This is a genomic window from Pseudomonas sp. ADAK21, from assembly GCF_012935735.1.
GTDB lineage: Bacteria > Pseudomonadota > Gammaproteobacteria > Pseudomonadales > Pseudomonadaceae > Aquipseudomonas > Aquipseudomonas proteolytica.
Genome location: NZ_CP052857.1, coordinates 4,787,345 through 4,813,439 on the forward strand (window position 1 = coordinate 4,787,345; position 26,095 = coordinate 4,813,439).

At 62.9% G+C, this 26,095-nt stretch carries 19 protein-coding genes; 5 read left to right on the forward strand and 14 right to left on the reverse strand.

Features of this window, described 5'->3' with window-relative positions; translation table 11 throughout:
* Nucleotides 1-46 precede the first annotated feature (46 nt).
* From HKK57_RS21710 to HKK57_RS21745, 8 genes are all read right to left on the reverse strand, one after another.
* Entirely contained in the window at nt 47-688 is a 642-nt protein-coding gene (locus tag HKK57_RS21710) for a peroxiredoxin-like family protein (RefSeq protein WP_104912536.1), read from the reverse strand.
* Nucleotides 689-707: 19 nt separating this feature from the next.
* Nucleotides 708-1,472: a DNA alkylation repair protein gene (locus tag HKK57_RS21715; RefSeq protein ID WP_169390741.1), complete on the reverse strand. Its 765-nt coding sequence runs from the start codon at nt 1,470-1,472 to the stop codon at nt 708-710.
* Nucleotides 1,469-3,106, reverse strand: a complete 1,638-nt coding sequence (locus HKK57_RS21720; protein ID WP_169390742.1) for an FAD-binding oxidoreductase — start codon at nt 3,104-3,106, stop codon at nt 1,469-1,471. Before HKK57_RS21720 ends, HKK57_RS21715 begins: the two co-directional genes overlap by 4 nt.
* On the reverse strand, nt 3,096-3,962 hold the full coding sequence (locus HKK57_RS21725; protein WP_169390743.1) for a class I SAM-dependent methyltransferase: 867 nt from the start codon (nt 3,960-3,962) through the stop codon (nt 3,096-3,098). Before HKK57_RS21725 ends, HKK57_RS21720 begins: the two co-directional genes overlap by 11 nt.
* 34 nt (nt 3,963-3,996) lie before the next feature.
* Entirely contained in the window at nt 3,997-4,926 is a 930-nt protein-coding gene (locus tag HKK57_RS21730) for a GNAT family N-acetyltransferase (protein WP_169390744.1), read from the reverse strand.
* 50 nt (nt 4,927-4,976) lie between these two features.
* Nucleotides 4,977-5,489: a MarR family winged helix-turn-helix transcriptional regulator gene (locus tag HKK57_RS21735; protein WP_154906067.1), complete on the reverse strand. Its 513-nt coding sequence runs from the start codon at nt 5,487-5,489 to the stop codon at nt 4,977-4,979.
* 119 nt (nt 5,490-5,608) lie between these two features.
* Nucleotides 5,609-7,354 (reverse strand): ABC transporter ATP-binding protein, encoded by a 1,746-nt coding sequence (locus tag HKK57_RS21740; RefSeq protein ID WP_169390745.1) that lies wholly within the window; start codon nt 7,352-7,354, stop codon nt 5,609-5,611.
* Nucleotides 7,351-9,072: an ABC transporter ATP-binding protein gene (locus HKK57_RS21745; RefSeq protein WP_070995703.1), complete on the reverse strand. Its 1,722-nt coding sequence runs from the start codon at nt 9,070-9,072 to the stop codon at nt 7,351-7,353. Before HKK57_RS21745 ends, HKK57_RS21740 begins: the two co-directional genes overlap by 4 nt.
* A 31-nt stretch (nt 9,073-9,103) precedes the next feature.
* Between HKK57_RS21745 and HKK57_RS21750 the strand changes: the two genes are divergently transcribed.
* From HKK57_RS21750 to HKK57_RS21760, 3 genes are read left to right on the forward strand one after another with little or no spacing between them, the layout of a single operon-like run.
* The gene (locus tag HKK57_RS21750; protein ID WP_224791090.1) at nt 9,104-10,270 is read left to right on the forward strand and encodes an ABC transporter ATP-binding protein; all 1,167 of its coding nucleotides are present in this window, start codon (nt 9,104-9,106) and stop codon (nt 10,268-10,270) included.
* Nucleotides 10,267-13,371 carry a hypothetical protein gene (locus HKK57_RS21755; RefSeq protein ID WP_169390746.1) on the forward strand — a complete coding sequence of 1,035 codons (3,105 nt, stop codon included), beginning with the start codon at nt 10,267-10,269 and terminating at the stop codon, nt 13,369-13,371. Before HKK57_RS21750 ends, HKK57_RS21755 begins: the two co-directional genes overlap by 4 nt.
* Before the next feature lie 33 nt (nt 13,372-13,404).
* Entirely contained in the window at nt 13,405-15,546 is a 2,142-nt protein-coding gene (locus tag HKK57_RS21760; protein ID WP_169390747.1) for a TonB-dependent receptor, read from the forward strand.
* A gap of 388 nt (nt 15,547-15,934) precedes the next feature.
* Here HKK57_RS21760 and HKK57_RS21765 read toward each other — a convergent pair whose 3' ends face one another.
* Nucleotides 15,935-17,110 carry an integrase core domain-containing protein gene (locus HKK57_RS21765; RefSeq protein ID WP_169389806.1) on the reverse strand — a complete coding sequence of 392 codons (1,176 nt, stop codon included), beginning with the start codon at nt 17,108-17,110 and terminating at the stop codon, nt 15,935-15,937.
* Between the two features lie 301 nt (nt 17,111-17,411).
* Nucleotides 17,412-19,415 (reverse strand): TonB-dependent receptor, encoded by a 2,004-nt coding sequence (locus HKK57_RS21770; RefSeq protein ID WP_237150439.1) that lies wholly within the window; start codon nt 19,413-19,415, stop codon nt 17,412-17,414.
* 280 nt (nt 19,416-19,695) lie between these two features.
* Here HKK57_RS21770 and HKK57_RS21775 point away from each other — a divergent pair, with 280 nt between their 5' ends.
* Nucleotides 19,696-20,679, forward strand: coding sequence for a helix-turn-helix transcriptional regulator (locus HKK57_RS21775; protein WP_070995707.1), 984 nt, complete (start codon nt 19,696-19,698; stop codon nt 20,677-20,679).
* Nucleotides 20,680-20,684: 5 nt separating this feature from the next.
* Here the strand turns inward: HKK57_RS21775 and tatC are convergent, their stop codons facing one another.
* From tatC to tatA, 3 genes are read right to left on the reverse strand one after another with little or no spacing between them, the layout of a single operon-like run.
* On the reverse strand, nt 20,685-21,431 hold the full coding sequence (tatC, locus tag HKK57_RS21780) for a twin-arginine translocase subunit TatC (RefSeq protein ID WP_169390748.1): 747 nt from the start codon (nt 21,429-21,431) through the stop codon (nt 20,685-20,687).
* Nucleotides 21,428-21,724, reverse strand: a complete 297-nt coding sequence (tatB, locus tag HKK57_RS21785) for a Sec-independent protein translocase protein TatB (protein ID WP_169390749.1) — start codon at nt 21,722-21,724, stop codon at nt 21,428-21,430. The genes tatC and tatB overlap by 4 nt, the downstream gene beginning before the upstream one ends.
* Nucleotides 21,724-21,939 carry a twin-arginine translocase TatA/TatE family subunit gene (gene tatA, locus HKK57_RS21790; RefSeq protein WP_029300590.1) on the reverse strand — a complete coding sequence of 72 codons (216 nt, stop codon included), beginning with the start codon at nt 21,937-21,939 and terminating at the stop codon, nt 21,724-21,726. The genes tatB and tatA overlap by 1 nt, the downstream gene beginning before the upstream one ends.
* A 161-nt stretch (nt 21,940-22,100) precedes the next feature.
* Here tatA and gspK point away from each other — a divergent pair, with 161 nt between their 5' ends.
* Complete coding sequence (gspK, locus tag HKK57_RS21795; RefSeq protein WP_169390750.1) at nt 22,101-23,063, forward strand: type II secretion system minor pseudopilin GspK; 963 nt, start codon at nt 22,101-22,103, stop codon at nt 23,061-23,063.
* 838 nt (nt 23,064-23,901) lie between these two features.
* Here gspK and HKK57_RS21800 read toward each other — a convergent pair.
* Entirely contained in the window at nt 23,902-25,932 is a 2,031-nt protein-coding gene (locus HKK57_RS21800) for a PhoX family protein (RefSeq protein WP_169390751.1), read from the reverse strand.
* Nucleotides 25,933-26,095: the final 163 nt, after the last annotated feature.

Here is a 26,095-nt window from a genome sequence, read left to right on the forward strand (position 1 = left end):
AAGTGGGTTCGCCAAAGGCGTGGGCGCCTTCGGCGAGAATTGCCGGTTATGCGCGGCTGGCGGCCGTGATCAATTGCTGTGGCTCTACCCGTTGCGAGTAGTCCACGTTGACGAAGGCAGCGCGGATCAGCCCGTCCTGGCCGATCACAAAGGCGCTGGCCATGGGCAAGGTCAGGGCGTCGGAGCCGTTGAACAGCTTGAGGTCGGCACCCAGGGAGCGATAGACCTCATCCAGCTCGTCTTCGAGCTTGAACACGATGCCGTACTGGCGCGCCAGCTGGTTATCGGTATCGCTGAGCAACAGGTATTTGACGCCGAGGGCTTCGCGGGTCTTGCGCGAGAACTCCGGGGTCTGGGCCGACACCGCCACCAGGGTGGCGCCGGAGGCGGCCAGGTCTGCGACCATCTGTTGGTAGGCGGTCAATGCCTGGCCGCAGAAGGGGCACCACAGGCCTCGGTAGAACACCAGCACCAATGGGCCTTTATCCAGCAACTGACGCAGGTCCACATCCTGCTCGTCAGCATCCTTGAGCACCGCCAGGGGCGCCTTGTCGTTGGCCTTCAGGGCCTTGTCGCCCAAATGGCTGTCGAGCAGCGTCTGTAGCGATGCCTGGAACTTGTGCAGGACTTCGGCAGGCAACTGGGCCATCTGGTCCTTGACGGTTTGTAGCTTTTCCTTGAGCGACATTTGTGACTCCTGTTCACGTCTATTGAGAAAGGCTGCGGGTAGCCCGGGTAAAAATCCTGGTGGCGGCTTTGCCGCTGGGTGGGTGGCGCTCGAACAACTGCCGGACCCAATCCGGCCGGGTCTTGCTGGCGTCGTTGATCCAGTTGGCGACCGAGTCCTGGGCGTATTTGTCGGCTTCATCGAGCATGGCAATCAGCAAGGGTTCGGCCATCTGCGGCTCGGCTTTGAGCGGGGCGATGTGCTCGCACCAGACCCCACGCGGGCGCAGGATTTCAACGCAGAAACGGCGGATCAGCGGGTCATCGCTGCGGGCATGGCGGCGTAGCAGTTCCAGTGCGTGCGTCAGGTCCTGGGCCAGCAGCGGTCGCAAGGCAATCCAGGCCCATTCGCGCACGCCAAAATGCGCGTCGGTGGCGAACTGGAACTGGCTCAGCAAAGCTTGTTCCAGTTCGCTGTTGCGTTGGCAGTAGGCGTTGGCGAAAGCCGCCCAACTGCGCACGGTGTCGGACGGATGCTCCAGCAGCAGGCGCCAGGTGTGCTCGCGCAGGGGCAGGGCGGCGCTTTCCAGCCACTGCCCCAGTGCAAGGCCCAGGGCGGCGACGTTCTTGGAAATGCCCAGGGACTGGCCGGCCTCGGCTGCGCTGTAAAGTGTTTGCGCCAGGGACGGTTCCAACTGCGCGCCAAGGGCCGTTGCCAGCGCTACCTGGTCAACGGCCAGGCACTCGCCCAGATTGCGGGTGGGCAGGCGGCCCTGGTCAATCAGGTCCTTGCGATCTTCACTCATCTCGATACCACCGACGCGGTCATGGCCTGGTCAGGCGTTGGGTTTGTGGCGCAGTAGCGCCCGGGTGAAAGCAGGTTGTCCGGATCCAATGCTGCCTTGATCCGCGCCCCGAGCTGCCAGGCAGGCCCCTGGGCGTCGGTCAGCAGGTGCATGAAACTGGCGGGCACGCGATACGGCAATACGCCCTGTGCCTTGCCGTGGGCGAACAGCTGGCGATAGCACTCATGGGCCCGGTTCGACGCCAGGGCATCCGTACGGTCGAACAGCAGCGGCACGGTGCAATCGATGGCACGGCTCGACAGGCTGGTCAGCGTCACCGGGCAAGGCATTTGCTGCTGGCGGCACCGACGCTCCATGGCGCGCACAAAATCGGCGACTTCCTGGATTTTCAGCGGCAGGATCGGCGCGTACCAGATCAGCCCGCAGTTATCCCGCGCCGGGTTCAGGGGCGCATCGGGCAGCGGCTTGGCGCCGGCGGTGTAGGCCAACGGCAGGGCCACTTCGCTGGGTTGGCCTTCCATCAGGTCGATGCCTTGCAGCATCTTGCCCAGGGTCCGTTGCCAGCGCTGGGACCAGCCGCCGGGCAGATGGCCCAGCAAGCGTCGGGCGGCGGTCAACTGACCACGGGTCTTGAACATCGATTTGCTGGCGAAAGCCTCAAGTTCCCGGCTGATCATGTGTTTGAGCGGAGCGTGCTGGGCTTTCTGGCAATAGATCGAACCGACACCCATCCACGCGGGCAGGCCCAGGGCATCGGCGGCGGCCCGTTGCTGCTCTTCATTCATGCCCACCACCTGGGTGTCTTCGCTGGCCATGGTCAACAGCCGCGTACGGTTCATCAGGTTGATACCACCAATCTGCCCAGGGGCCAGGTCCAGCATGCGCTTGATACCTGCCAACGCGGGTTCCAGCCCTTGCTCTTCATCCACCCAGAAATAAAACGGCTGGATAACCTCGGGCTTGCGCACCAGGGCAATCGACATCTGCGTCACCACCCCCAGCCCGCTCTGGCTGAACAGCCCGTCCAGGTACGGGCCCACACCCCATTTGAAGCAGGGCGCGGTGCCCCCCAGGGCCATGGGCGAGCGGTACAGCGTACCGTCGGCCAGCACCGCCTCGATGCCGAGTACCGCCTGGAAGTGGTCGGTGTGGGGGGTGATGCCAAAACCGCGCTCCAGTGCATTGCCCAGCACGCTGCAGGTCGGGCCGGCACCGGTGACGGGTGTCAGCCAGGGCAAGTTGTACTCTTGTAGATAACGGGCCAGATCGCCCTGGGTCACCCCAGGCTCCAGGGTCACCACCGACAGCTCCTCATCGAACCCCAGAATCCGGTTCATCCCGGACAAATCCATCAGCACACAGCGGGCGTCGCTGGTCGAGGCGCTGCCATAACCCCAGTTGTGCCCGGTGCTGATCGGATGCACGGCAACCCCATAACGCCGCGCGATCACCATGCACGCCGAGACGTGCTCGGTTGAGCGTGGCGCAATCACCACCCTGGCATACGCAGGGGAGCACATGGTGTCTTGCGCGAAACGCTCGATGCTTTCCGGGTCGACGCGCACACCCGCGTCACCGAGTACCTCGCGCCATTGCTGCTGGGCAAGTGTCAGGTGGGCGGGTTCAAAAGGCACTGGCCAGGCCTCCCAAACGCAGGAACAGGCGCAACTGGTTCACATCCGCCTGGCGACTGGCGGGCAGCGCAGTGTAGCGGCGGCGGAACTCGGGTTTCATCACCTTCACACAGCGCCGCTTGGGCGTGCGAATCACCATCATCAACGGGCTGAACGCGGTGCTGTAGACCTTGGCACACGGGCCCAGGTAACTGGCGGCCAGGGTCTGGAACTCTTCCAGCGAGAACGCCGCGAGCAGTGAATTGCGATAGTCCAGCAAGGTTTCCGCGTCCGCACCGTCGCTGGCACGCTGGACAAAGTAGTCGACGGACTCGATGGTTTTCAGGCGCCCGAAGTCATTCAGGTAAATCGCCCGGTCATTGCGCAGTACCCGGGAGATATTGCGAAAAGTACTTTCCAGCTGGCCAAGGTTTTCCAGGTGATGCAGGGCCATTGACGAGATCACTACATCCACGCTGCGGTCAGCGATCATGCTGAGCCGGGTCATGTCATCTTCAACCAGTTGCACGTTGTCGATGCCTTGCTGATGACACGCTTCGCGCGCCACTTCCAGCATCGTCTGCGACAGGTCCATGCCAATGAACTCGGCCCGTGGGTTGAGCCGTGCGACTTGCAGCAACAGCGCCGCCGGACCGCAGCCGATGTCCAGCACCACGTCGCCGGGCTTGATCAGCGCGCACATCTGCGCACAGTGATAAAGGTGGGTGCCGGACAAGGCCTGGCCCTGGGCGGCACTGTCGGCATAAGACGCCACACTCTGTTGTTCTTCCATGACCAAGGCCGGTTCGGGTATGCGCTCGAACGGTTGCTTGATCGTTATCTCCCTGAATATCGCGCGCAGCAATCCGCTGTCCATACTGCTTCCTCCATGAAATGACGTTTGAACGTGCTTACGCCAGGGCCAGTGCTCGCTGAACCCGTGGCGACAGGTTTCGGCCGTGCACGCCACAGCGCGCCATATGGGTCAGCACTTCTTGTGCGTCCCAGCGGCGTACGCTGCCGGTAGCGGGCAGGCGGATATGGGCGTAGTCACTGCGGCAGAAAAAATCGAAGAAATGCGTGCGCTGGCCTTCGACGGTAAACCCCAGGGCAGGGCGCTCATAGGCCTGCTGGAAAATTGCCGGCGCGTTGCCCAGATCCAGACACAAGGGCAGCGACAGGGCATTGTTTAGCTTGGTGTAGGGCTGCACCCGGCCCATGGGCGAAAAGAACAATACATTGCGATAAAACGCCCCCGCCCGCGGATGCACGGCGATCAGCAAGCGCTGTACCCCGCGAAAATGCATGGCCCAGCGAAACATCGCGTTGTAGAGCATCAAGGGCACCCCTTTGCCCCGGTAACCTGCAGCCACCGCCAGGGTGCCGACCTCTGCCAGCCGGCCGCCGGCCAGGCGCTGCATGACGACCTCGTTGCCATGCACTTCTTCCAGGGGCAAACCGAGCATGGAGTCCTCGATCAACGAGACGGTGCCGACGATCTGTTGATCCTTGATCGCTACAAAGGTGGTGGTGCCCGGCAACAGGTGGAACGCCGAAAAGCGCATTCCGGCCCGGCACACCGTGGAGATACCGCGCCGTGCATAGCTGTCGTTGACCAGGCGCAGGGCCTCTTCCAGTTCGAACAGGCTTTGCACCGGGCGAAACTCAAAACCTTCGATGGCCAGGGAATGGCGGGCGATACGCTTGATGAACAAGCGCCGGTAAAGCGTGGGAGGGATGTAGCGTTCCAGGGAAACCACGCTGTGGCGGATGACATCGACGCCGCTGTGAATACGTGGCTTCCTGCCGAAATTGGTCATCACTCGTTGACTGTGCAGCATCAAACACCTCCTTGTGTGACTACCGCGATTGAAGCAATTGAACCCCGGGCCTAATGCTCATCCGGCAGTTGCTGAGACAGCGCGTGGCTAGCCGAGATGCAATAGATCGACTCGGACAACGCCTGGCGCTGCTCAAGGCTCAAGCCCTGGATGATGGCGCTGATCCAATCGGTGTGTTCGGCAAACACCTCATCGACCACGCGCTTGCCGTCGGCGGTCAGGCTGATGATCAGCTTGCGCCGGTCGGTTGGGTCGGTCTTGCGCTTGATAAACCTGTCGCCCTGCAAGCCATCAAGCAAGCCGGTGACGGTGCCGGTGGTAATCGACAGGCGCGTCGCCAACTCCAGCGGCGACAGCTTGCCGCCGGCACTCTTGAGGGTGAGCATGATGACGAAGCGGCCCTCCGACAGGTTGTAGCGCGCCAGGCGGATGGCACACACACGATTGATCGCGGCCGCGGCCGACAGCAGCTCGAAGCACAGCTTGACACTGTCCCTGACCTCGGCTGGCACCCCATCAAGCTCGCGCAGCATGATGTGGTGTTTGTTCTCTAAAATATTCATAAGGCGCAGTTTATCTTGGCGCCTTACTAAGTCAACATTTTGTTTAATGTCGATGCTGGGCGCCTTCGTCATCGGGATGCGTGTCGCTTTATAGGGCGCCATCGCCGGCAAGCCGGCTTCTACAACGAGGGCCGCTCCTGTTTCAGTCGCCAGCCGCCGGCCCGTTGACGCTCGTGCCAAAAACCGGCGTAACGCCCGTTGTTAGTGAGCAACTGACGGTGGGTACCCGATTCCACGAGGCGACCTTCATCGAGCACCAGGATCTGGTCGGCAGCCATGATGGTCGGCAGGCGATGGGCGATCACCAGCACGGTGGCGCGCTGGATCAGCGTGCCAATGGCGGCTTGCACGTAAGCCTCATTCTGCGGATCGAGTGCCGCCGTGGCTTCATCCAGCAGCACAATCGGCGCGCGCTTGAGCAGGGCACGCGCCAGGGACACGCGTTGGCGTTCACCGCCGGACAGGCTGGCACCCCCTTCACCGACCGGGGTGTCCCAGCCTTGTGGCAGGCGCGCGACGATCTCATCGACGCCAGCCAATGTTGCCGCTTGCGCCAACTGCCGAGGGCTGGCATCCGGGTTGCCGACGCGGATGTTGGCCTCCAGGCTGTCGTCGAACAGATACACGTCCTGCATCACCAAAGACAGCTGCCCCATCAGGGCTTCGCTGGACAGCGCGCGCACATCCACGCCGCCCACCTTGACGCAGCCCGAGCTGGCATCGAAGAAGCGCATCAGCAGGCGGGTGACAGTGGTCTTGCCCGAGCCCGACGCGCCGACAATCGCGGTCATCGTGTTGGGCTGGGCGCTGAAACTCAGGTTCTTGAGCACCGGCGGGCCACTGGGGTAGGCAAAGCCCACGTGTTCAAATTCGAGGCTGCCGGGGGCGGTCATGGGTTGGCTGTGCGTCGGTTCCGTCAGCGGTGGTTGGCGCAGGATGCTCACCAGTTGCTCCAGGTCGTTGCCGGCCATACGCAACAAACCACTGCGCGCGGCGGCCTCCGCCAGGGGCCCGACGAACCGTGCGGCCAGGGCCAGCAAGGCCACCAACTCAATGGCGTCGATCTGTTGGGTCACGGCCAGGGCAATGCCTACGCCAACCAGCAGGGCGAACGCCAATTGCACGCTCAGGCCTCCGGCCAGCAACTTGGGAAAGGTCTGCGCCAGCATCGAGCCCCCGGCCTGTTGTTGTGCGTGGTTGGCCGCCTGCAACGGCCGATAGCCGCCCTGGGCCTGGCCAAAGGCGCGCAGCACTTGCTGATAGCGGGCAAATTCCACCACGCGGTTGCCGGCTTCGCTGGCGGCAGCTTCGACCCGCGCGTCATTGGCGCCAATGGCATTGGCCGACCAATGATGGGTGAAATAAATCAGCGGCGCGCACAGCACCGCCGTCAGCCCCAGTCGCCAGTCAAACACAAACAGGGTCAGCGCCACGGTGGCAGGTACCACCACGCCGGACACCACCGGACCCAGATAATGGGCAAACAACCCGGTGACCATCAGCGTGCCGCTGGTGGCGCTACGCGACAGTTGGCCGACCTTCTCGCTGTCGAACCAGCCCAGGGGCAGGCGCATCAGGTGCTGGCCAAGGCGCTCATGCAAAGTGGTAAGCACCAGCAGCGCCAGGGCGAACCCCTGCATCGCCTGCTGGTAGTGGGCAATGCAGGTCAGCACCACCATCGCCGCGAGGCCGGCGAGCCAGGTCATGGCCGTCGGCAGGTCGCCGGCAAACAGCGCGTGGAGGATCGGCACCAGTAACGCCACCGCCAAGCCTTGCAGCATGGCACTGGCCACCAGCCAGGCGAGGTAGCGATACAGGCGGGTGGCGTGGGCCGGGCCTAACAAGGTCGACAGGCTGCGGATCATAACGAGGCCTCCAGCGCGCTGGCGTGCCATAACCGAGAGTAGGCGCCGTTGGCCTGCAGCAGTTGCTGATGGCGACCACATTCCACAACGCGACCCTCATCGAGCACGACGATTTGGTCCACATCGCGAATACTCGCCAGGCGATGGGCAATCACCAGGACCGTGCGCCCGCGCGCCAGCGCAGATAGCGCATCCTGGATCAGCGCCTCGGATTGCGGGTCGGCGTGGGAGGTGGCTTCGTCGAGGACTAGCACCGGGGTGTCCGCCAGCAGCGTACGGGCGATTGACAGGCGCTGGGCCTCGCCGCCGGAAAGAATCGCGTCTTCGCCAATCACGGACTGATAACCCCGGGGCAGGGCCAGGATGCGCTGATCAATCTGCGCCGCGCGGGCGGCCGCCTGCAATTGCTCATCGCTGGCACCGGGGCAGCCCAGGCGCAGGTTATCGGCCACGCTGCCATGCACCAGTTGCGCATCCTGCAAAACAAAACCGATGTGCCGGTACAACTGCCCCGGGTCGATCTGCCGCACATCGACACCGCCCACCAGCACCCGGCCAGCGTTGACGTCATGAAAACGCGGCACCAACTTGGCCAGGGTCGATTTACCGGCACCGGAGCTGCCCACTAAAGCGGTGATCGTACCGGCCGGGCAATACAGGTCGATGCCCTTGAGGATCGGGTGCGCGGCGTCGTAGCCAAACTCGACCTGTTCGAACCTCACATCGTGCCCCACCGGTTCGCGGCAGCGGTCCGGCGTGGGCAGTTCTTCTACGTTCAACAGGGCTTCGATCCGCCCGGCGGCGGCCTGGGCAGTGCGCTGGGCGGCCAGGCTCTGGTTGATCACCAGCAGGGACTGTGGAATGACCACCGCCACCAGCGTTTCGGCAAACAATTGCAGTGGGGTGATCCAGCCGCGACTCAACCATAGGCTGCCCACCCCCAGGCTCACCAGCAGAATCACCGGCACGCTCAGGGCCATGGACGAAATGGCCTCCAGGCGCAGCAAGGGCCGCACCCAGCCGGCGTACTGCTGGCTGAACTGGTTGACGGCCTGTTGATAGCCGCGATGGGCCTGGCCGACGCGACCGAATGCCTTGACTACGGCAATCCCGTGGACGAACTCGACAATGGCTGCGCTGATACGGGTCATGCTCTGGTCCAGCAACTGCATCTTGCTGCCGAAGCCGCGCATCATCAGGGCATAGGCCAGGCTATAGAGCGGCAGGGTCAGCACTGCCAGCAGCGCCAGTCGCCAGTTCAGGCTGGCCAGCCACACCAGCCCTGCCAGGGGCGTGACGATGGCGGCGGTGCGTTCCACGGCGTGGTGGGCGATCAGGTGATGCAGGTCTTCAAGATCGTCCTGGACTACCTTGCGCACGGCGCCGGAACTCGACTCGGTGTACCAGCCCAGCGGCACGCGTGCGAGCTTGCCAACCAGCGCTTCGCGCAGGCTGGCTTGCAAGCGATGGTCGGCCAGGTGTGTCAGCCACAGGGCGGCGCCGCAGGCCATCCAGCCGACACTCAGGGCAATCACCACCCAGCCGGCGCACAGCCACAGGGCTTGCGGTTCGGCAGTGCCGGCCAGGAGCAGGCGCGCCAGTTCGGTCAAGGCAACATAGGGCACCAGGTTCACCAAGGCCCCGACGGCGGCGAGCGCCACGCCAAGGCGAATCAGGTGGTTGACCGGGCGTTGCAGGGTGTCTAGGGCGCTAGTCATGGGATTTCCGTTGGCGTTTACACGGGCAACGATGCTAATCGCTGTCACGTTGGCCGCTACCCGTATCGAGTCGATTGCCCCTCCAATCCGCATGCCGGTGTCGGGCTTGAGCAGCGCTGCGGTGGGCCGCGGCGCTGGTGACTGCGCGATACGGTTGGAAATTGACTTGAATCGGGTAGAGCGCACCCGCGTGCGTGGCTACCGTCCCGGGCTGTCCCTCTTAAGGGCAATCATTCCCAAACAAGTGCCGCCCGGCAGGCCCGCTATCCCTGGATCGGGAGCCGGTATCGGCGCGCTGCCCATGGAGTTGCAGATGTCAGTCGATTCGGGTTTGCAGGTGCGCGGCCTGCGCAAGCGCTACAACAACGGCGTACAAGCGCTGCGCGGCGTGGACCTGAGCGTCGGCCCCGGTATGTACGGGTTGCTCGGCCCCAATGGCGCCGGCAAAAGTAGCCTGATGCGCACCTTGGCGACCTTGCAGCAGCCCGACGCGGGCAGCATCCATCTGGATGGCGTGGATGTGCTGGCCGACTCCAACCACCTGCGCCGCCGCCTTGGCTACCTGCCGCAACAACTGGGGGCATATCCGGGTGTCAGCGCACGCGACTTGCTGGACCGCTTCGCCTGGCTCAAGGGCCGTACCGATAGTCGCCAACGCCGCGCAGAAATCGAAGGCCTGTTGGCCAAGGTCAATCTGCAGGATGCCGCGCACCGTGCGCTAGCCACTTATTCGGGAGGCATGCTGCGCCGCTTTGGCATCGCCATGGCGCTGGTGGGTTCGCCGCGCTTGTTGATTGTCGATGAGCCGACGGCGGGCCTTGATCCGGCGGAGCGCAACCGGTTTCACCGGGTGTTGGCGGACGTGGCCGCTGAGTCGATTGTGTTGTTGTCGACCCATATTGTCGAAGACGTCGAGAACCTGTGCAGCCGCCTTGCGGTGTTGGCTGGCGGGCAGATCCTGGTGGAGGGTAGCCCTCAGGCGTTGCTGGGCGCGGAGCAGGGGCGCCTGTGGGCGGCGTCGTTTGGGCGCGGCGAAACCTTGCCGGCGGCCTTGCACGTGGCGGCCAGCCCCGAGGGCAGTCGGGTGATTGTGCAGGGTGAACGGCCGGCCGACCCACGCTTCATGCCCCACGCACCGCGCCTGGAAGATATTTATTACCTGGCGCTGGCCCAGGCCGGCGAGGCGGTCGACGCATGAGCACCTTCGCCCTGATGATGCGTGAAGCCTGGGTGGAAGTGCGCGCCGGGCTGCGCAGTGGTATTCCCTTGCTGGTGTTTCTGGGCCTGGCCGGCTACCTGTTGATGTCCCTGACCAATGCCGATTACGTGCAGAAAATGGGCGCCAGCGACATCCCGCGCAATGCCCCGAGCCTGATCTACTTGATGGCCTGCGGCTGTATGTTTTTCCTGTTTTTTGCCTGGGCCTGGGTGTTCGCCCAGCCCGCCCTGCGGGACCGCAAGGCGCAATTGGAAGAGGTGTTGCTGGCACTGCCGGTGTCGTTGCCGGCGTTGTTATGGGGGCGCTTCATCGGCGCCGCCGTGGTCGGTGGGCTGCTGGCCAGTTCGCTGATTGTCGGTTTCTTATTGAGCCCGGTCCTCGCCTGGCTGGGCTGGGTGCCGGCGGCGAGTATCGGCGCGCCGGCCTGGTCGGCGCTGGGCTTTGCCTGGGTCGCGTTGCTGTTGCCGGTCAGTACCGGCGTAGGCGCACTGTATTACTGGCTGGCGCTGCGCAGTCGGGGCCTGGCCGCGCCGTTTGCCCTGGCGACGGTGTTGATGTTGCTGTGGATGTTCGCCGTGGTGGTGCTCAAGGGTGGGCATATCAACCCGCTGCTGGCGACCAGCCTCGATCCGTCGCTGTTCACTTTCGCCCAGGCCCAGGTGGAAACCTGGACCGCAGCGCAAAAATCCCAGGCACTGCTGGACCTCACGCCGGGGTTCTGGCTCAACCGGGGCCTGTGGTGTGTGCTGCCGCTGCTGCTGTTGGCCTGGTCCCTGGCCCGCGCGACGCGCCAGGGTTTGATGGGCCGGCGCAGCGGTGCGGTACTGGCAGAGCCACCGATGCAACTGGCCCTGGATGTGTGCTTGCCTGGCCCGGTGTTGGCCAGCCACTGGCCGCGGGCGCTATGGCTGGAAACCTGTTGGCAGACCCGCCAGGTGTTTGCACGCAAGGTCTGGTGGCTGGCCCTCGGCCTGCTGGTGGTGATGGGCGTGCTCAGCGGCCTTGTGCATGGGGTGTGGCATGCCCGTGGGCCGATGGTGCCGCGCGCTGACTTGACGTTGCCGCTGCTGGCCAGCGCGTTGTTCCTGGTGATTGCCTTTATGGTAGCGGCGCTGGTGGGCCTGATCTGCCGGCGTGATGATGTTGAGGGGCTGGGGGCAATGCTGCACGCCACGCCGGCGCCCGTGTGGTTGCGTACCTTCGGTCAGGTGCTGTGTGTGGTGCTCGCCACGCTGGCGCTGGCCTTGGTGCCTGGCATCGCCAGCCTGGTGATCAGCGCGGTGGTTGCGCCAGCCAGCCTGGCCCCAGGGTTTGCGCTGATCTACTCGCTGTTGGTGTTCGCCCCGCCATTGTTGGAGTTGGCGATGCTGACGGTGCTGGTGCATGCGCTGATCCGGCGGTCCGGCCTGGCATACGCCACGTCGATGTTGCTGACGTTTTTCCTGGTGCTCAATCACGAACTGGGACTGGTAAGTTACCCGGCCTATGAAATGGCGATCCCGGGCCACGTGGCGTTGTCGGCGTTGACCGGCTGGGCCCCATGGCTGGCCTATCTCGGCACGCTGGCCAGTTGGAAGCTTGCGCTGTGCCTGGTGCTGGTCGCACTGGCGGCGCTGGCAGTGCCCCGTGGACCGGAGCGGCGGCGTCTTGCCGACTTGGGTGCGCGGCTACGGGGCGTGCCCGGTGTGTTGCTGGCAGTGGGTGTGCTGGTGATGTTCGGCAGCGGTAGCGTGTTGCACCGCCAATTGGTGGTACAGGGCGATTACCAGACCGCTGCCCAGGCCCGTGCCGACAGCGCCGCCTGGGAGCAGCGCTGGCTGGGTGGCGCGGGTGCCTTCCAGGTGGCCGGCGGGCAATTGCAGTTGCAGATCGACAGTGCCCAACGCCACGTGCAGGGGCAATGGACCCTGGAGGGCGTGATCGCCGCCAACGGTCACCTGGATGCCGAGTTACCAGTGGGGCTGCAGGTGACGGACGCCAGGGTGATGGGCCAGCCGGTGGTGGTTGAGCAAGCCCATGATCATCTGCGGCTGGCCCTGGGTGCCTGTGCGTCGAGCGGTTGCCAGGTGACCTTGCACTGGACCCTGAGTGCCAGCGGTTGGTCGAGCGAGGGCGAGGGGATCTGGCTGAGCCCTCGGGCGGTATGGCTGCAAGCGCGGCAGGTGGTGCCGCGCCTGGGCCTGGACCCGGAACGTGGCTTGCGTGCGCCAGTACAGCGTCTGGCCGCCGGCTTGCCTGCTGTGGCACCCGTGCTGCCCGAGGGGGCGGCGGTGGCCGCGCAAGCGGTTGCACCGGCCGGGGCCTGGCACTGGACCATCGACGCCCAGGGGCAGTCCCTCAGTGGTCGCAGTGAACAGCCGCTGGATTTCGCCTATGCCCTGACCTCGGCGACCGTGACCCATGAACTGGACGGTGTACGAGTGCTGGCCGATGCCAGTCGCCAGACCACCGCCCGCGAGGTGCGCGAGGACCTCGCCGCCATGTCTGCCTGTGTCGCGCAGCATCTGGGCGCCAGTCCACCGGTCAGCGAGGTGAGCCAATGGCCCAGCGGCATGGGGGACAGTCGCCTGAGCAACGACCACCTGCTGCTGGCCCAGACCCCGGACTGGGACGTGGCGCCAGCCGGCGTCGGGCGCTGGGCACGACGCGCCCACATCGCCGAACTGTTGGCCCGCCAGCGACTGCTCAGCGCCAGCGACCTGCGCGAACAACCGGGTCATGTATGGCTGAGTCAGGGGGTTGCCGGAGCGCTGGGTTTGCTGTGTGTCGGCGAAGTCGACGGTCCCCAGGCCCGTGCCGCACTGATCGGGCTCAAGGCCGATGACCTGACCCGCTTGCTGGGCAGTGACGGCGAGCCGATCGGCACCCTGGCCAACGCCCGGCAGCAGGGCTGGGCCGCGCCTTATGCGGCCCTGGCCAGCCTCGACTGGGCTGCCAGCCAGAGCGCTGCCCAACTTCTGGACATGACTGCACAAATCCGTACAGGCCAGGGATGGCCCCCCTTGATTCAAGGGCTGCTGGGTGCGCCCTCGGATCAGGTGATCGCCCAGGCGCGCCAGCGTTGGGGCACGCCGCAATGAACCTATCCCTCTCTTATCTGCCTGGAGTTTTGCATGCTTGATCAGTGGCTACTCAAACCGTTACACCACCCGCAGGGTTGGCGCGCCAACGTCCTCACCCAAGCCCTGGCGCTGGCCTTGTCCAGCCAGGCGTGCAGCGCGTTTGCGGCCGACTACCAGCCCCCCGCGCAGGCCCTGGAGCTGGCGCCGGTGACCGTCAGTGCGCGGTTGAACCAGGAAAGTGCCAGGGACATTCCCTTTGGCCTTTCGGTGCTTGACGAGCACACCCTGCAAACCCGGCGCCTGCGCACCCTGGAGGACGCGTTGCGCGGCACCCCGGGTGTGGATGTCAATTCCTGGGGTGGAGCGAATGACGCCAATGTGCGGATTCGTGGCGTGGGCTCGCTGAACCAGATGAGCATGGATGACGGCTCGGTGGTGCTGAACGTCGATGGCGTTCCGATGTCGGTGCGCAACGCAGCCATGGCCACCCTCGATGTGCAACAGGTCGAAGTGCTCAAGGGGCCCCAGGGCACCTTGCTGGGGCGCAACAGCGAGGCCGGGGCGATCAACGTCACCACCCGCAAACCCACCCGTGAGGTAGAAGGCTACGTGCGGGGTGAAGTCGGCCAGCAAGGCCAGTTCATGAGCGAAGGCGCGGTGGGCGGCCCCTTGACCGAGACCCTGGCCGGGCGCATTGCGGTGCGTCGCAGTGGCTTCGATAACTGGGTCGACAACCAGCAGGATGGCGACCCGATGACCACGCCTCGTGACCTGGCCTTGCGTGGCAGCCTGCTGTGGGACAACGACGCCGGCACCACGGGGCTGCTGGTTGCCGAACGCCAGCGCGCCGAGCACTACGCTGGCCTGGAAATGTTGCGGCCCTTTGGCAACAGCCCACGCCTGGACTACACCCCCGGCGTATTTGACGGCAACCAGAAGACCAATGAGCGCTATTCCTTTGAGCTCAACCACGATCTGGCGCGAGCGCGGATCACCTCGATCACGGCCTACACCAGCACCGACTTCAAGGCCGTCAAGGGTTATGACCGCAACATCACCCGTGCACTGTACGGCTCACCCTTTGAATACCTCATTGAGGACTCGGCCCACGAACGGGTCTGGAGCCAGGACCTGCGCCTGGGCTCTCTGCCAGAGGCCGAAGTGTTCTGGGTGGGTGGGGTCAATCTGTCCCGTTCCGAGCGCAATTTCGACTCGAGCAACTTCACCAACGGCGCGCTTCAGCAACGTGAGTTCAGTACCAACAGCTACGCGGCGTATGGCGAGATCACCTTCCCGATTGCCGAGGACTGGAAACTCACCACCGGCCTGCGCCACACCTGGGATCGCAAGACCTACGGCGGTGAATATACGAGTGCAGGCAATCAGGCCAGCGACAGCCGCCAACTGCAAGACAACTACAGCACCGGGCGCGTGGCGCTGGCCTATGCGTTGACGCCGCAGACCAATCTCTATGCGGTGCTTTCCCGTGGCTACAAGTCTGCCGGCTTCAATGATTACGCGACCTCGGTCGCGGACAGTGAGCCGTACAAGGCGGCCAAGGTGAGTGCGGCCGAAGTGGGGTTCAAGCATGAAAGCGAGGGCGGTGCGTTGAGCCTGGAGGGCGCGTTGTTCTTCACCCGGGTACGCGATGACCATTTGTTGGGGTATGACTTCAAGACCGTGGCCGTCAGTGCGGTGAATGCCGACACTCGCAGCAAGGGTGCCGAGCTGTCGAGCACCTGGCACGTTACTGATCAACTGACCCTGGGCAGTGCCGTGAGCTACACCAACGCGCTGGTGACCTCCGATGCGCCGGGTGTTTCTGGCGGCGACGTGGTGGCAGGCAGCCGAGTGCCGGACGTGCCGTTGTGGAGTGGCAACTTCAGCGTGGCCTGGCACAAGGATCTGCCCAACCTCCTGGGCCTGCCGGCACCGCGGCTCAATACATTGCTCAATTACCGCCTGCAGAAAAACCGCCCGGCAGACCCGCAGAACCACTATGACCTCAAGGGCTACGCCAAGCTGGACCTGCACCTGGGCCTGGAAAGCGGCGGCTCGGAAGTCTACCTGTGGGGCGACAACCTGCTGAATGCACGCTATGACTTGTACGGTTCCTACTCCACCGACCAAGTACTGACCGGGATGCCGGCCAGGGGACGGTCGGCGGGCGTGGGTTACAGCTATTCGTTCTGACAGAGGCTTAGCCAACAAACCTTGTAGGAGCTGGCTTGCCAGCGATAGCGGTGTATCAGTCAATATATTTATCGGCTGATACACCGCTATCGCAGGCAAGCCAGCTCCCACAGGGGAATGCAGCTTCGCGCTCTGGCTTTGCTGTTGCTGTTGCTCTGCTTTTGATCTGGCTTTTGATCTTAGGCGCCCCGTCAAACCACGATGGCCGCAGTCAGGTATTGCGCAGTGGGCACCCCGGCAGGATGCCGGGGTAGCCGCGACACGGCCATGGATGGCCGATCGCGGCGGGCCCACGGAGCAATGCCTGACTGCGGGCATGCCGAGCCTAGGCGAGGCACCGAGTGGTGGGGCTGTACGGGACAACCACATGGGTTACAAAAAAGTGCATTCACATAGGTGACACTTTGATTGAGACATAACCGTTCTTTGCATCTCTCGCATTCACATGGCCCAAGATCACCGGACCGAAGATTACATTCCATACCCCATCACCAATCATCTCCATTCCGATGGTCTGGTGACGAAGTAAATTGCCGATATAAACCCGCATGCCTCCTCGATTGATGATTCCGCTACTGTCGGCCAGGTAACTCTCAATATGGCTCGCATAGGTCATTTCCGGTAGCTTCTCCGGGTACATTCGAGTTGAAGGCGTATAGCAAGCGGCAGGCGTTTTCTGGCCAAGCGCCTCGTGCCCACGCTCGTAATTATAGTGCTGCAGGAAGCGATCAAAGTGGCGCTGCTGGGCTTCCCAGGCAATTGCCGACGGGTGAGGTAACGTGCTTTTCAGCGTTCGGTGCATACGCTCATGCCGCCCATTCTGATCTGGGCGACCTGGCTCGATCCGCTCAGGAATGATCCCAAGTCTCATCCACCAGATCGACAGCTGTGACAACCCCGCTCGACTGGTGCTGGCAAACGGTATGCCGTTGTCGGTACGAATGCGCTCTGGCAGGCCGTATTCGCGAAAAACCCTTTCGAAGGTTTGCTGGGTTTCCTTCAGATTGGTGCTGCTCATGCTCTGGCACGCCAGCAAAAACCGGCTGGCATGATCCATGATCGTCAGCGGATAACACCAAATCCCTGCTCCGGTCAGGTATTGGCCTTTGTAATCAGCGCTGAATAACTGGTTGGGATTTTCTGCCTTGCGTAAAGGCTTGGGATACACAGCCACCCGTCGGCGCAATGGCTTGGGGGTAATCAAATCAGCTGCCTTGAGAATGTTGTAAATGGTCGTCTTCGAGGGCGGATCCTGATCTGGGAAACGCTGGATGAGACTATTCTGAATCTTTTTCGGGCCGGGAATCGTCTCGCCACTTAAGCGAAATTCAACGATTGCCTGTTTCACAGCCAAGGGCACCACGTAGGTTTGGTTGTGGCGGCAGCGGCTACGCTCATCAAGCCCACTCGGGCCCTCTGCCTCGTAACGCCTGATCCACTTATACCCAGTCTTGCGGCTGACCTCATAGTCCCGGCACAGCTGGCTAAGGCTGTGCTTCTGGGACAGGTAATCGGCAATGAACAGTACTTTAAGGTCCATAGGTTTCAGCTCTTTCCAGGGCATGGTCAGATCCTCGCGAAATCGACCCTGCCAGTTAAAAACTGTTACCTATGTGCGTGAACTGATTTGTAACCCATGTGGGTGAGTCATACCGGGCTGAGCGCTTTGGTTACTTTCGCGCTTTTCGAAAGTGACCCGCCGTCAGGGCGGAACCCATAGCCGCCATAACCGCAGCAACGGATATGTACACATCCCCAGAAGAGAGAGTTGTGTAGATACTCATGCTGCGATGGCGTCGGCGCTGTCAAGGATGTTGGCTGACCTGCCGCCTTCGCAGGCAAGCCAGCTCCTACAAGGGGATTGATCAGAACTGATAGGTGTAGCCGACGCCCAGGGTACGACGGCGCGCGGGTGCGCCGTAGGCCACTGGGTCGCTGTAGAAACCATAGGTGTCGTAGGTCTGGTTCAGCAGATTGTCGGCATAGGCATACACCTCGCCGAACTTGCTTTGCAGGCCGGCGCGCAGGTCGAGTTTCTCGTAGTTATCCAGGTTGAAATGGTTCTGCGGATCGGCCGCCCGTTCGCCCACCAGGTGGTAGTTGAGGCTGGTGTTGAGGGTGGTGTCACCCAGGCCGGCGACATTGCCCAATGGGTGTTCCCAGGCGACGTTGAAGTTGCCACTCCAGCGGGGTACATCCGGGGTCCGGTTGCCGGCGGCGACGTCACCGGCCTGGATGCCATTCACAGCACTGGTGATTTTCGCGTCGAGGTAGGTGGCACTGGCGGCCACGGTCAAGCCGTAGTCGAAGCGCCAGCTGCCTTCCAGTTCGGCGCCACGGCTACGGGTGTCGGCATTGAAGGCGTTGGTGGCGAAGGTTGCGGCGTCGTACCCCAGCAGATGGTCGTCGTGTACGCGAGTGAAGAACAACGCGCCGTTGAGGCTGCCACGATGGTCATCGGTTTGACTTTTGAAGCCCAGTTCGGCTGCCTTGCTGACAGCCGCCTTGTAGGGTTCGCTGTCGCTGACCTGTGACGCGTAATCATTGAAACCGCCGGATTTATAGCCTCGCGCCAATTGCACATACACGTTGGTTTGTGGGGTAAGCGCATAGCTCAGGGCGGCGCGACCGGTGCCGTAGTTGTCCGTGAGTTTGCGTGAGTCATTGACTGAAGCATTTGCAGAGAAATACTCGCCGTCATAGGTCTTGCGGTCCCAGGAGTGACGATAGCCGGTGGTCAGTTTCAACTGCTCGGTCAAGGGGAAAGTGACTTCGCCGTAGCCGGCATAGGTGGTCGTGGTGAAGTCGCGAAACTTGGCGCCCGAGGTGCCGTAGGTATTGCGCGGGGTGTCGTAGGTGCGCTCGTTGCGCGCGGCGGCCAGCCCTGTGACCCAGAACACCTCGGCGCCCGGCAGGGAGCTCAGGTGCACGTCCTGGCTCCAGGAGCGCTCAAAGGATTTGTCCACCACCCAGAACTCGCTGGGGGTGCCATAGAGAGCGCCCATCAGCTTGCTGTCATAGGCGATCAGCCCTTCGAAGTCGGCGGTGGAGGTGGCGCTGGTTGAGGTCAGGCGGCTGTTGGCGAAGTCATGTTCGACCTTGATCGCATAACGTTCGGTGGTCTTGTAGTTGTCGTCGAACAGGCCGGGAGTGAGGTCCAGGCTCGGGTCGCTGCCGTATGGGCGCAGCACCAGGGAATTGGTGGCGCGGGTGGTCTTCTGGCGCTCGGCGCTGAACAGCGCGCGGGTGTCGTCGTTGATATCCCACAGCAGGCTGCCCCGGTACGCTTCGTTGCGGGGTTTGGTCTGGGGGTGATGGGTCTGGTCGTTGTCGATCCAACTGTCGTACCCGGCCCGGCGCACCGCCAGGCGGCCGCTGACGTTGTCGGTAAGCGGCCCGCCCACTGCGCCTTCGGTGAGGAACTGGCCTTGCTGGCCGACTTCGCCGCGCACATAACCTTCCAATTCGCGAGTCGGCTGGCGTGTGGTGATATTCACCGCGCCGGCTTGGCCAATCGCTCCGGACAAGGTGCCCTGGGGCCCCTTGAGGACTTCGATGCGGTCCACATCCAGGGTTTCAAAACCCAGGCTGCGTGATGAAACCGGCACACCATCGATATTGAACGCCACCGAGCTGTCATCCATTGACATCTGGTACAGCGAGCCCACGCCACGGATCAGCACATTGAAATCATTGGGCCCGCCGGAGGAGTTGACGCTGACACCGGACGTGTTGCGCAGGGCGCTCTCCAGGGTATCAAGGCGCTGGGTGCGCAACTGTTCGCCGCTGATTACGCTGAGGCTGATCGGTACTTCCTTGGGGTCCTCTTGCTCCATGCGCGCGGTGACGGTCGAAGCCGGCAACTGCACGGTTTGGCTGACCGTGTCGGCCAAGGCTGAATGAGTGAGTGTGCAACCGATAAGAGTTGTTATAGTATAACGAATGTACGGTGATCCACGGCTGGTCGTCGATGGGCTGGGTGCAGACATGATGGGGCCTTGACTGAGGTTTCGGGCAATGCGCGTCGCGGCGGGCGACGGCGGCTAAGGGAGCAACTGCAGCGCGTCAGATGCTAGTGATTATCAATTGCGCGCCTCTACCCCGATGTGGTCTGATTCGAGCCGTATCCGGTCAGCAAGGAGATCCAAGATGTCAGCCACTGAGGAAGAGGCGCGGGCGTTCATGCCGGTCTCGCGGATTATTGCCGACGGTTACGGGGGCGATTTCGGGCCCGGCAACCAGTGCCGGGTCACCCGCGTGACCTTGCAGGGCGGGCTGGATATCGTGCGCTGGCAAAGCACCTTCGAGCACCCGGTAGAAATGCCCCTGCACGACGATAGCGAGCGCATCCACTTCAGTTTTACCAACCTGCTCAAGGGCAAGGCTTCCTGCAGCTTCCGCGATGGCAGGCGCCAGCGCCGCTATGTCATTGACCAGGGTTGCGGCAGCATCAGTTACGGGCGTTGCCGCGACGGCCTCTATCAGCAGCAGGGCGAAATCGACAACATCACGGTGATGATTCATCCCGACCTGTTGACCCAGTGGGACCTGGAGATCGATCCGAGCCTGTACAGCGCGCTTGCCTGTGACCATTGCTTTCTTGACGGCCACCGTAGCGGCGAAATGACTGCCACTGCCCACCAGTTATCCAATGCCCTGGCGTACGCGCCTGGCCAGCCTCGCAGCCGCTTGTGGCTGTATGGCCAGAGCGTGACGCTGGTCAGCCTGTTTCTGGAAGCGCGGCGCAGCGTGGACTGCGCCTGTCGCCTGAGCGCCCTTGATCGTCAACGCCTGCTGCGCGCCCGCGAGCGCTTGCTGCTTGACCTGGGCAAAGCGCCCAGCCTGTCTGAACTGGCCCGCGAATCCGGAATGAGCCAGCCCAAGTTGACACGCGGGTTCCGCCAGCTGTTCCTCAACAGTGTGTATGGGGTGTTCCAGCAAGCCCGCATGACCCAGGCCCGCAGTCGCTTGCTGGAAGGTGACGAGTCGGTGATGCGCGTGGCCTCAGACCTGGGCTATGCCAACGCCAGCCACTTTGCCACGGCATTTCGCAAGCAATTCGGGATCAATCCATCCCTGCTCAAGCAAGGCGGGCGCAGCGCCTCGTTGCTGCGGCCTTCCCCTGAGTCGTAAGCGGCCTACGGCGCCTCGGTACGCGGCTTGTTCACGGACCGGCTGGCCAACAGCCCCAGCTCAAACAGAATCCACATCGGCACCGCCAGCATGGTTTGCGAAAACACATCCGGCGGGGTCAGCAGCATGCCCACCACAAAGCAGCCGACGATCACATACGGCCGGCTTTTTTGCAGGGTCTGCACGTCCGTGATCCCGGCCCAGATCACCAGGAAGGTGGCCACCGGGATTTCAAATGCCAGGCCGAACGCCAGCAATAGCGCGAGGATGAAATCCAGGTACAGGGCGATATCGGTCATCATCGCCACGCCGTCCGGAGTCACGCTGGTAAAGAAACCGAACATCATCGGGAACACCAGGAAAAACGCGAACGCCATGCCCGCGTAAAACAGCACCACACTGGCGGCCAGCAACCAGGCGGCGGTGCGGCGTTCCTGGCGGTACACCGCCGGCGCAATCATGCCCCAGGTCTGGTGCAGCAACAGCGGCATGCTGATGAACAGGGCGATCATCATGGTCAATTTGAGCGGCGCCAGAAACGGTGAGGTCACCCCGGTGGCGATCATGGTTGCGCCGCTGGGCAGGAAGTCGCGCAACGGTTGCGAGACAAAGCTGTACAGCTGCTGGGCAAAAGGGAAGAGGGCGCAAAACACCAGGAGGATCGCCAGGACGCAGCGCACCAGGCGCGAGCGCAACCGGGTCAGGTGGCCCGTCACCGACAGACGCGGGGCAGGCAAGGGCAGGTCGCTCATGGGGCAGTTTTTCCTGGAGCAGTGGTGGGTTCTGGCAGCGGTGTAGCGTCCAGGCGGATGCCGTCGCGCAGTTGCTGCTCCAATTGCCGCAAGGGTTGCTGATCGATGCCCTGCAGCAGGTGTTCGTGATCCAGTTCCTGGGTGACCTGGGCCTTGAGCGTATTCATCGCCCGCTTGGCCCGGCCCAGCCACAGCCCGGCATTGCGCGCGGCAATCGGCAGGCGCTCGGGCCCCAGTACCAGCAGCGCCACCAGGCCCACCAGCAACAGTTCGCTAAAACCGATATCGAACATCAGTGTTTGCTGTCGGCAGGTGGCTGAGGTTCGGCTTGCACCTCAAGGCTGGTCTTTTGCGCCGCCTGGGCACCGGGCTCGCTGCCCATGGAGGAGCGAAAGCCCTTGATCGCTTCACCCACATCACTGCCCAGGCCCTTGAGGCGCCGAGTGCCGAACAGCATCATCACGATCAGCAGCACGATGACCAGTTGCCAAATCCCTATACCACCCATATCGACACTCCAAGCCATTGATTTGAAATATGAAGGCGCAGTTTGCCGAGGCTTTATGACGCTGCGGTGACGTTTTTGCGGGAATTGTGTGAGCCTGCCACCTGGTTGAAACATCCGGTGTGTTGACTGTCGCCAGGTTCTACATAAAAGGTGGCGTGGCAATGGACAGGAAGCGGCAGCAGGGCGCGGCGTTGTTGATGGTGCTGGTGGCCCTGGCCATGCTCGCGGGCGGCATGGCCTGGATGGTCGAGCAGGGGCGCCAACAGGTCGATAGCGTGCGGCTGGTGCAGCAGCGAGTACAGGCGCGGGCGATCGAGCGGGCGGCACTGGCCTTTACCGAGCAGGCCCTGCAAGACCCCCTGTGGCGCGCTAGCCCGTTGTTCTGGCAGGCCATGCGCGGGCAACCGTTGGCTTATGACTTCAAGGGTGGCAAGGCGAGCATCCAGATTCGCGACCTGCACACCTGCTTCAACGTCAACGCGCTGATCGGCCCCGAAGCCGAGCGCGCCCAGCGCCAACTGGTGCATCTGCTGGGAGCCGACATGGCCGCCGAGCGCCTGGCCCAGACCCTGGCCGACTGGCTTGACGCCGACCAGCAGACCCGCCTGCAAGGCGCCGAAAGCAACGAATACCTGCGCCAATCCCCCCCGCGCCTGGCGGCCAATCAACGGATGCGCGATATCAGCGAGCTGAACCTGTTGGCGGTGCCCGACGCGCTCCGGGCTGTGCGCTATCCGCAATTATGCAGCCTCGACGAGACCGCAGGCTGGCGGCTGAACGCCAATGCGCTGAATCTGGAGATGCTGCCGCTGCTGGATGCGTTGTACGAGGGCGAGGTCTCGCGTTCGGTGCTGACCCGGCTGATCAGCGCGCGCCCGGCAGGGGGCTATCGTGATGCGGGCGAACTGCGCCAGGCCCTGGGGGCGATGGATGATGCGATGTTCGAGCGGCTGAGCGAAGGATTGCAGCTCAATGGTGACCACTTCCTGTTGCAACTGGATGTTGACCTGGATGGCCAGCGCTTTCGCAGCCAGTACCGTGTCGAAGCCCAGGGTGTGGTGAAGTGGCATGCTCGGGTGCCGGCGCAGGGCATGCTGTTACGCTCGCGGGAGCCGTTGCCGTAGCGGTAAACAATGTGGCCGGGCTTGCCCGCGATGGCGGTGGCTAGATTCCATAGAACTCTTTGATGGTTTTTGGGGTTGTGTACATATCCGTTGCTGCGGCCATCGTGGTTTAACGGGGCGCCCAAGATCAAAAGCAGAGCAACAGCAACAACAAAGCCAGAGCGCGGAGCTGCATTCCCCTGTGGGAGCTGGCTTGCCTGCGATAGCGGTGTATCAGCCGATAAATATATTGACTGATCGACCGCTATCGCAGGCAAGCCAGCTCCCACAGGTATACGCGTAAGCCTCACCGATCAGGTCGGCTGTCAGGCCGCCTCGCTCTGCTTGTGATTTTGATCTTAGGCGCCCCGTTAAACCACGCTGGCCGTCATCCGATATTGATTTGGGGGCTAAACCGGCAGGACGCCGGTTTAGCCGCGCTGGGCCATGGATGGCCCATCGCGGCGGCCCCCCAAATCAATGTCGGATGACGGGCACACCGAGCCTAGGCGAGGTGCCGAGTGGTGGGGCAAGAGCGCTTTGGTTACTTTCGCGCTTCTCGAAAGTGACCCGCCGTAAGGGCGGAACCCTAAGCCGCCATAACCGCAGCAACGGATATGTACACACCCCCAAGAACCATCAAAGAGCTAAGCCAGCTCCCGCATGCAGTGTTGCCCGTTGCGGGGTTTGCCTGCACCACAAAACAAATGTGGGAGCTGTCGAGCCTCGGCGAGGCTGCGAAAGCGGTAGGTCAGTCAGCATCAATGCTGGCAATTACCGCGTCATCGCAGCCTCACCGGGGCTCGAAAGCTCCCACCAGAACAGTAAAGCAGGAACCAGGTCGGCTCCTGCAGCCTGATCAGATCGCCAATTCCCCCCCATCGGCCCGCTGGATCACCACCGTGGATGCACGTGGACGCACAGTCCCAACCGTGACGTCCGTGGCGACCGTGGTCGACGGCCAGTTTTCCGGGTGCTGAATGTTGACGAACACCGTCTTGTTATCCGGAGTAAAGGTCACCCCAGTCACTTCCGAACCATTAGGCCCGACGAAGAAGCGGCGCAGGTCGGCCTGGTTCTGGGCATTGACCGGCACTTGCTTGCCCTGGGCATCGACCATGTTGGTGGGGATTACCACCAGCATCTGGTCGTTGGTGTAGTCGGTCAGGGTTTTTTCGCCGTTATCGGTCTGGATCCACATCACACCACGGCTGTCGAAGGTCATGCCGTCCGGGCTGGCGAACTGGTTCAGGGTGGTCAGGCCGGAGCGGTTGAGGTCCGGGCTGCCAGCCGCGTTGGCGCCAAACACAAAGATGTCCCAGGTGAACGACACCTGGTTATCGGCGTCATGCCAGCGAATGATGTGCCCGTGCTTGTTGTTCACCCGTGGGTTGGCGGGGTTGGCCACCGTGCGGCTGGTGTTGTTGGTGAGCGTCAGGTACACGTCGCCATTGAGTGGGTTGACCGAGGTCCACTCCGGGCGGTCCATCGGCGTGGCGCCCACGGCATCGGCTGCACCGCGGGTGTTGAGGATGATCCCCGGCAGGTCGGTGAATTTCGCGCCCAGGGTGCTGCCGTCGGTGGTGCTGGTGGCCACGTCCAGCAGCAGCCAGTTACCACTGCCATCGGCGTTGAAGCGCGCCACGTAGAGCTTGCCGCTGTCCATGTACTTGGCACCGGTGGCCAGGCGATCGCTGGGATTGGCATCGGCCGGGTCCCAGAGGGCGGTGGAGACGAACTTGTACAGGTACTCGTTTTGCGAATCGTCGCCGCTGTAGAACACCACTGGCTTGTCAGCGGTAGTCAGGCCTGGCCAGCAACCTTCGTGGCGGAAACGACCCAGGGCGGTGCGCTTCACGGCGCGGGTCGAAGCGTTGTAGGGGTCGATCTCGACGATGTAGCCATAGGTGCTGGCTTCGTTGCGGTAGTCGTCGGTCGCGGTGGCGCCGCTTGGGGTCACGTTGAAGCGGCTGAACTCGCCGTTCACTTCGCTCGGGTCGCCAGCCACCGACTCCCAGCGATAGTTGCCATTGCCGGTGCCCACGCCGATGCGCACCTGGTCTGCCGGACGGGCGCCACTTTTGTTGACGAAAATCCCTGGCCAGTTTTCTTCGCAGGTCAGGTAGGTGCCCCACGGGGTGTAGCCGTTACCACAGTTGTTGTTGGTGCCGCGGGTCTGGGTGCCGGTAGTGGAGAACTTGGTCTTTACGTGGTCGGTGCCTTTCATCGGGCCCGCCAGGTCCATGACCGTGGCGGTGGTGAAACGACGGTTCAACGGGTCGTTTTCCATCACCTGCCAACGGCCGTTGACCTTGGTGATGCGCATCACGCCAGCGCCGTGGGCGTTGATCTCTTTGCGCACTTCTTCGACCGGACGCACACCGCCAACCAGGGTCGGGCCAGCCGGGTGCAGGGCTTGCGCGTCGATGTATTCGTGGTTGATCGCCAGCAGGCCGTCGGTGGAGCTGCCGTTGATAGGGAAGAAGTGCATGCCATCGTGGTGCATGCCCACCGAGTTGGCCTGGTCGGTGGAGGTGTTGCTGCCGTCGCTTTTCCACGGGGCTGCGTTGCTGTTCAACGGCGTGCCCCACGGGGCCAGGACGTGGGCGGTATAGCCGGCAGCCACGGTGCAGGCATCGGTGAGGGAGCCGGGGATAGAGTTGAAGCCCAGTTTCAACGCAGGCTTGGAGGGCTCGGTCGGGGTGTCGTGGTCGGAGCCACCGCCGCTGTCGAAGCAGCCCGTCAGGCCGGTGCCGGCAATCATGGCGATCGCGGCGCCGAGTCCGCCACGTACCACACTGCGGCGGCTCAGGTAGGCAGTGAGTACCGATTCCATCGGCTCATTGAGGCTCAGGTTGCGATTCTGGTTGTCGCCAGTCTCTCGACTCATTTCATCAGGTCCTTTGTAGATCACGATTTTTGAAAGGAGCCCGAACTCTAAGAGCCGAATGTGATGATTCGCGGTCGGTTTTGTTAAAAATGTATTTAAGTGTATTTGTTTTATTTCCTTTTGTTACAAGGATGCCTATTTCACTCCTGTTAAAAAACTGACA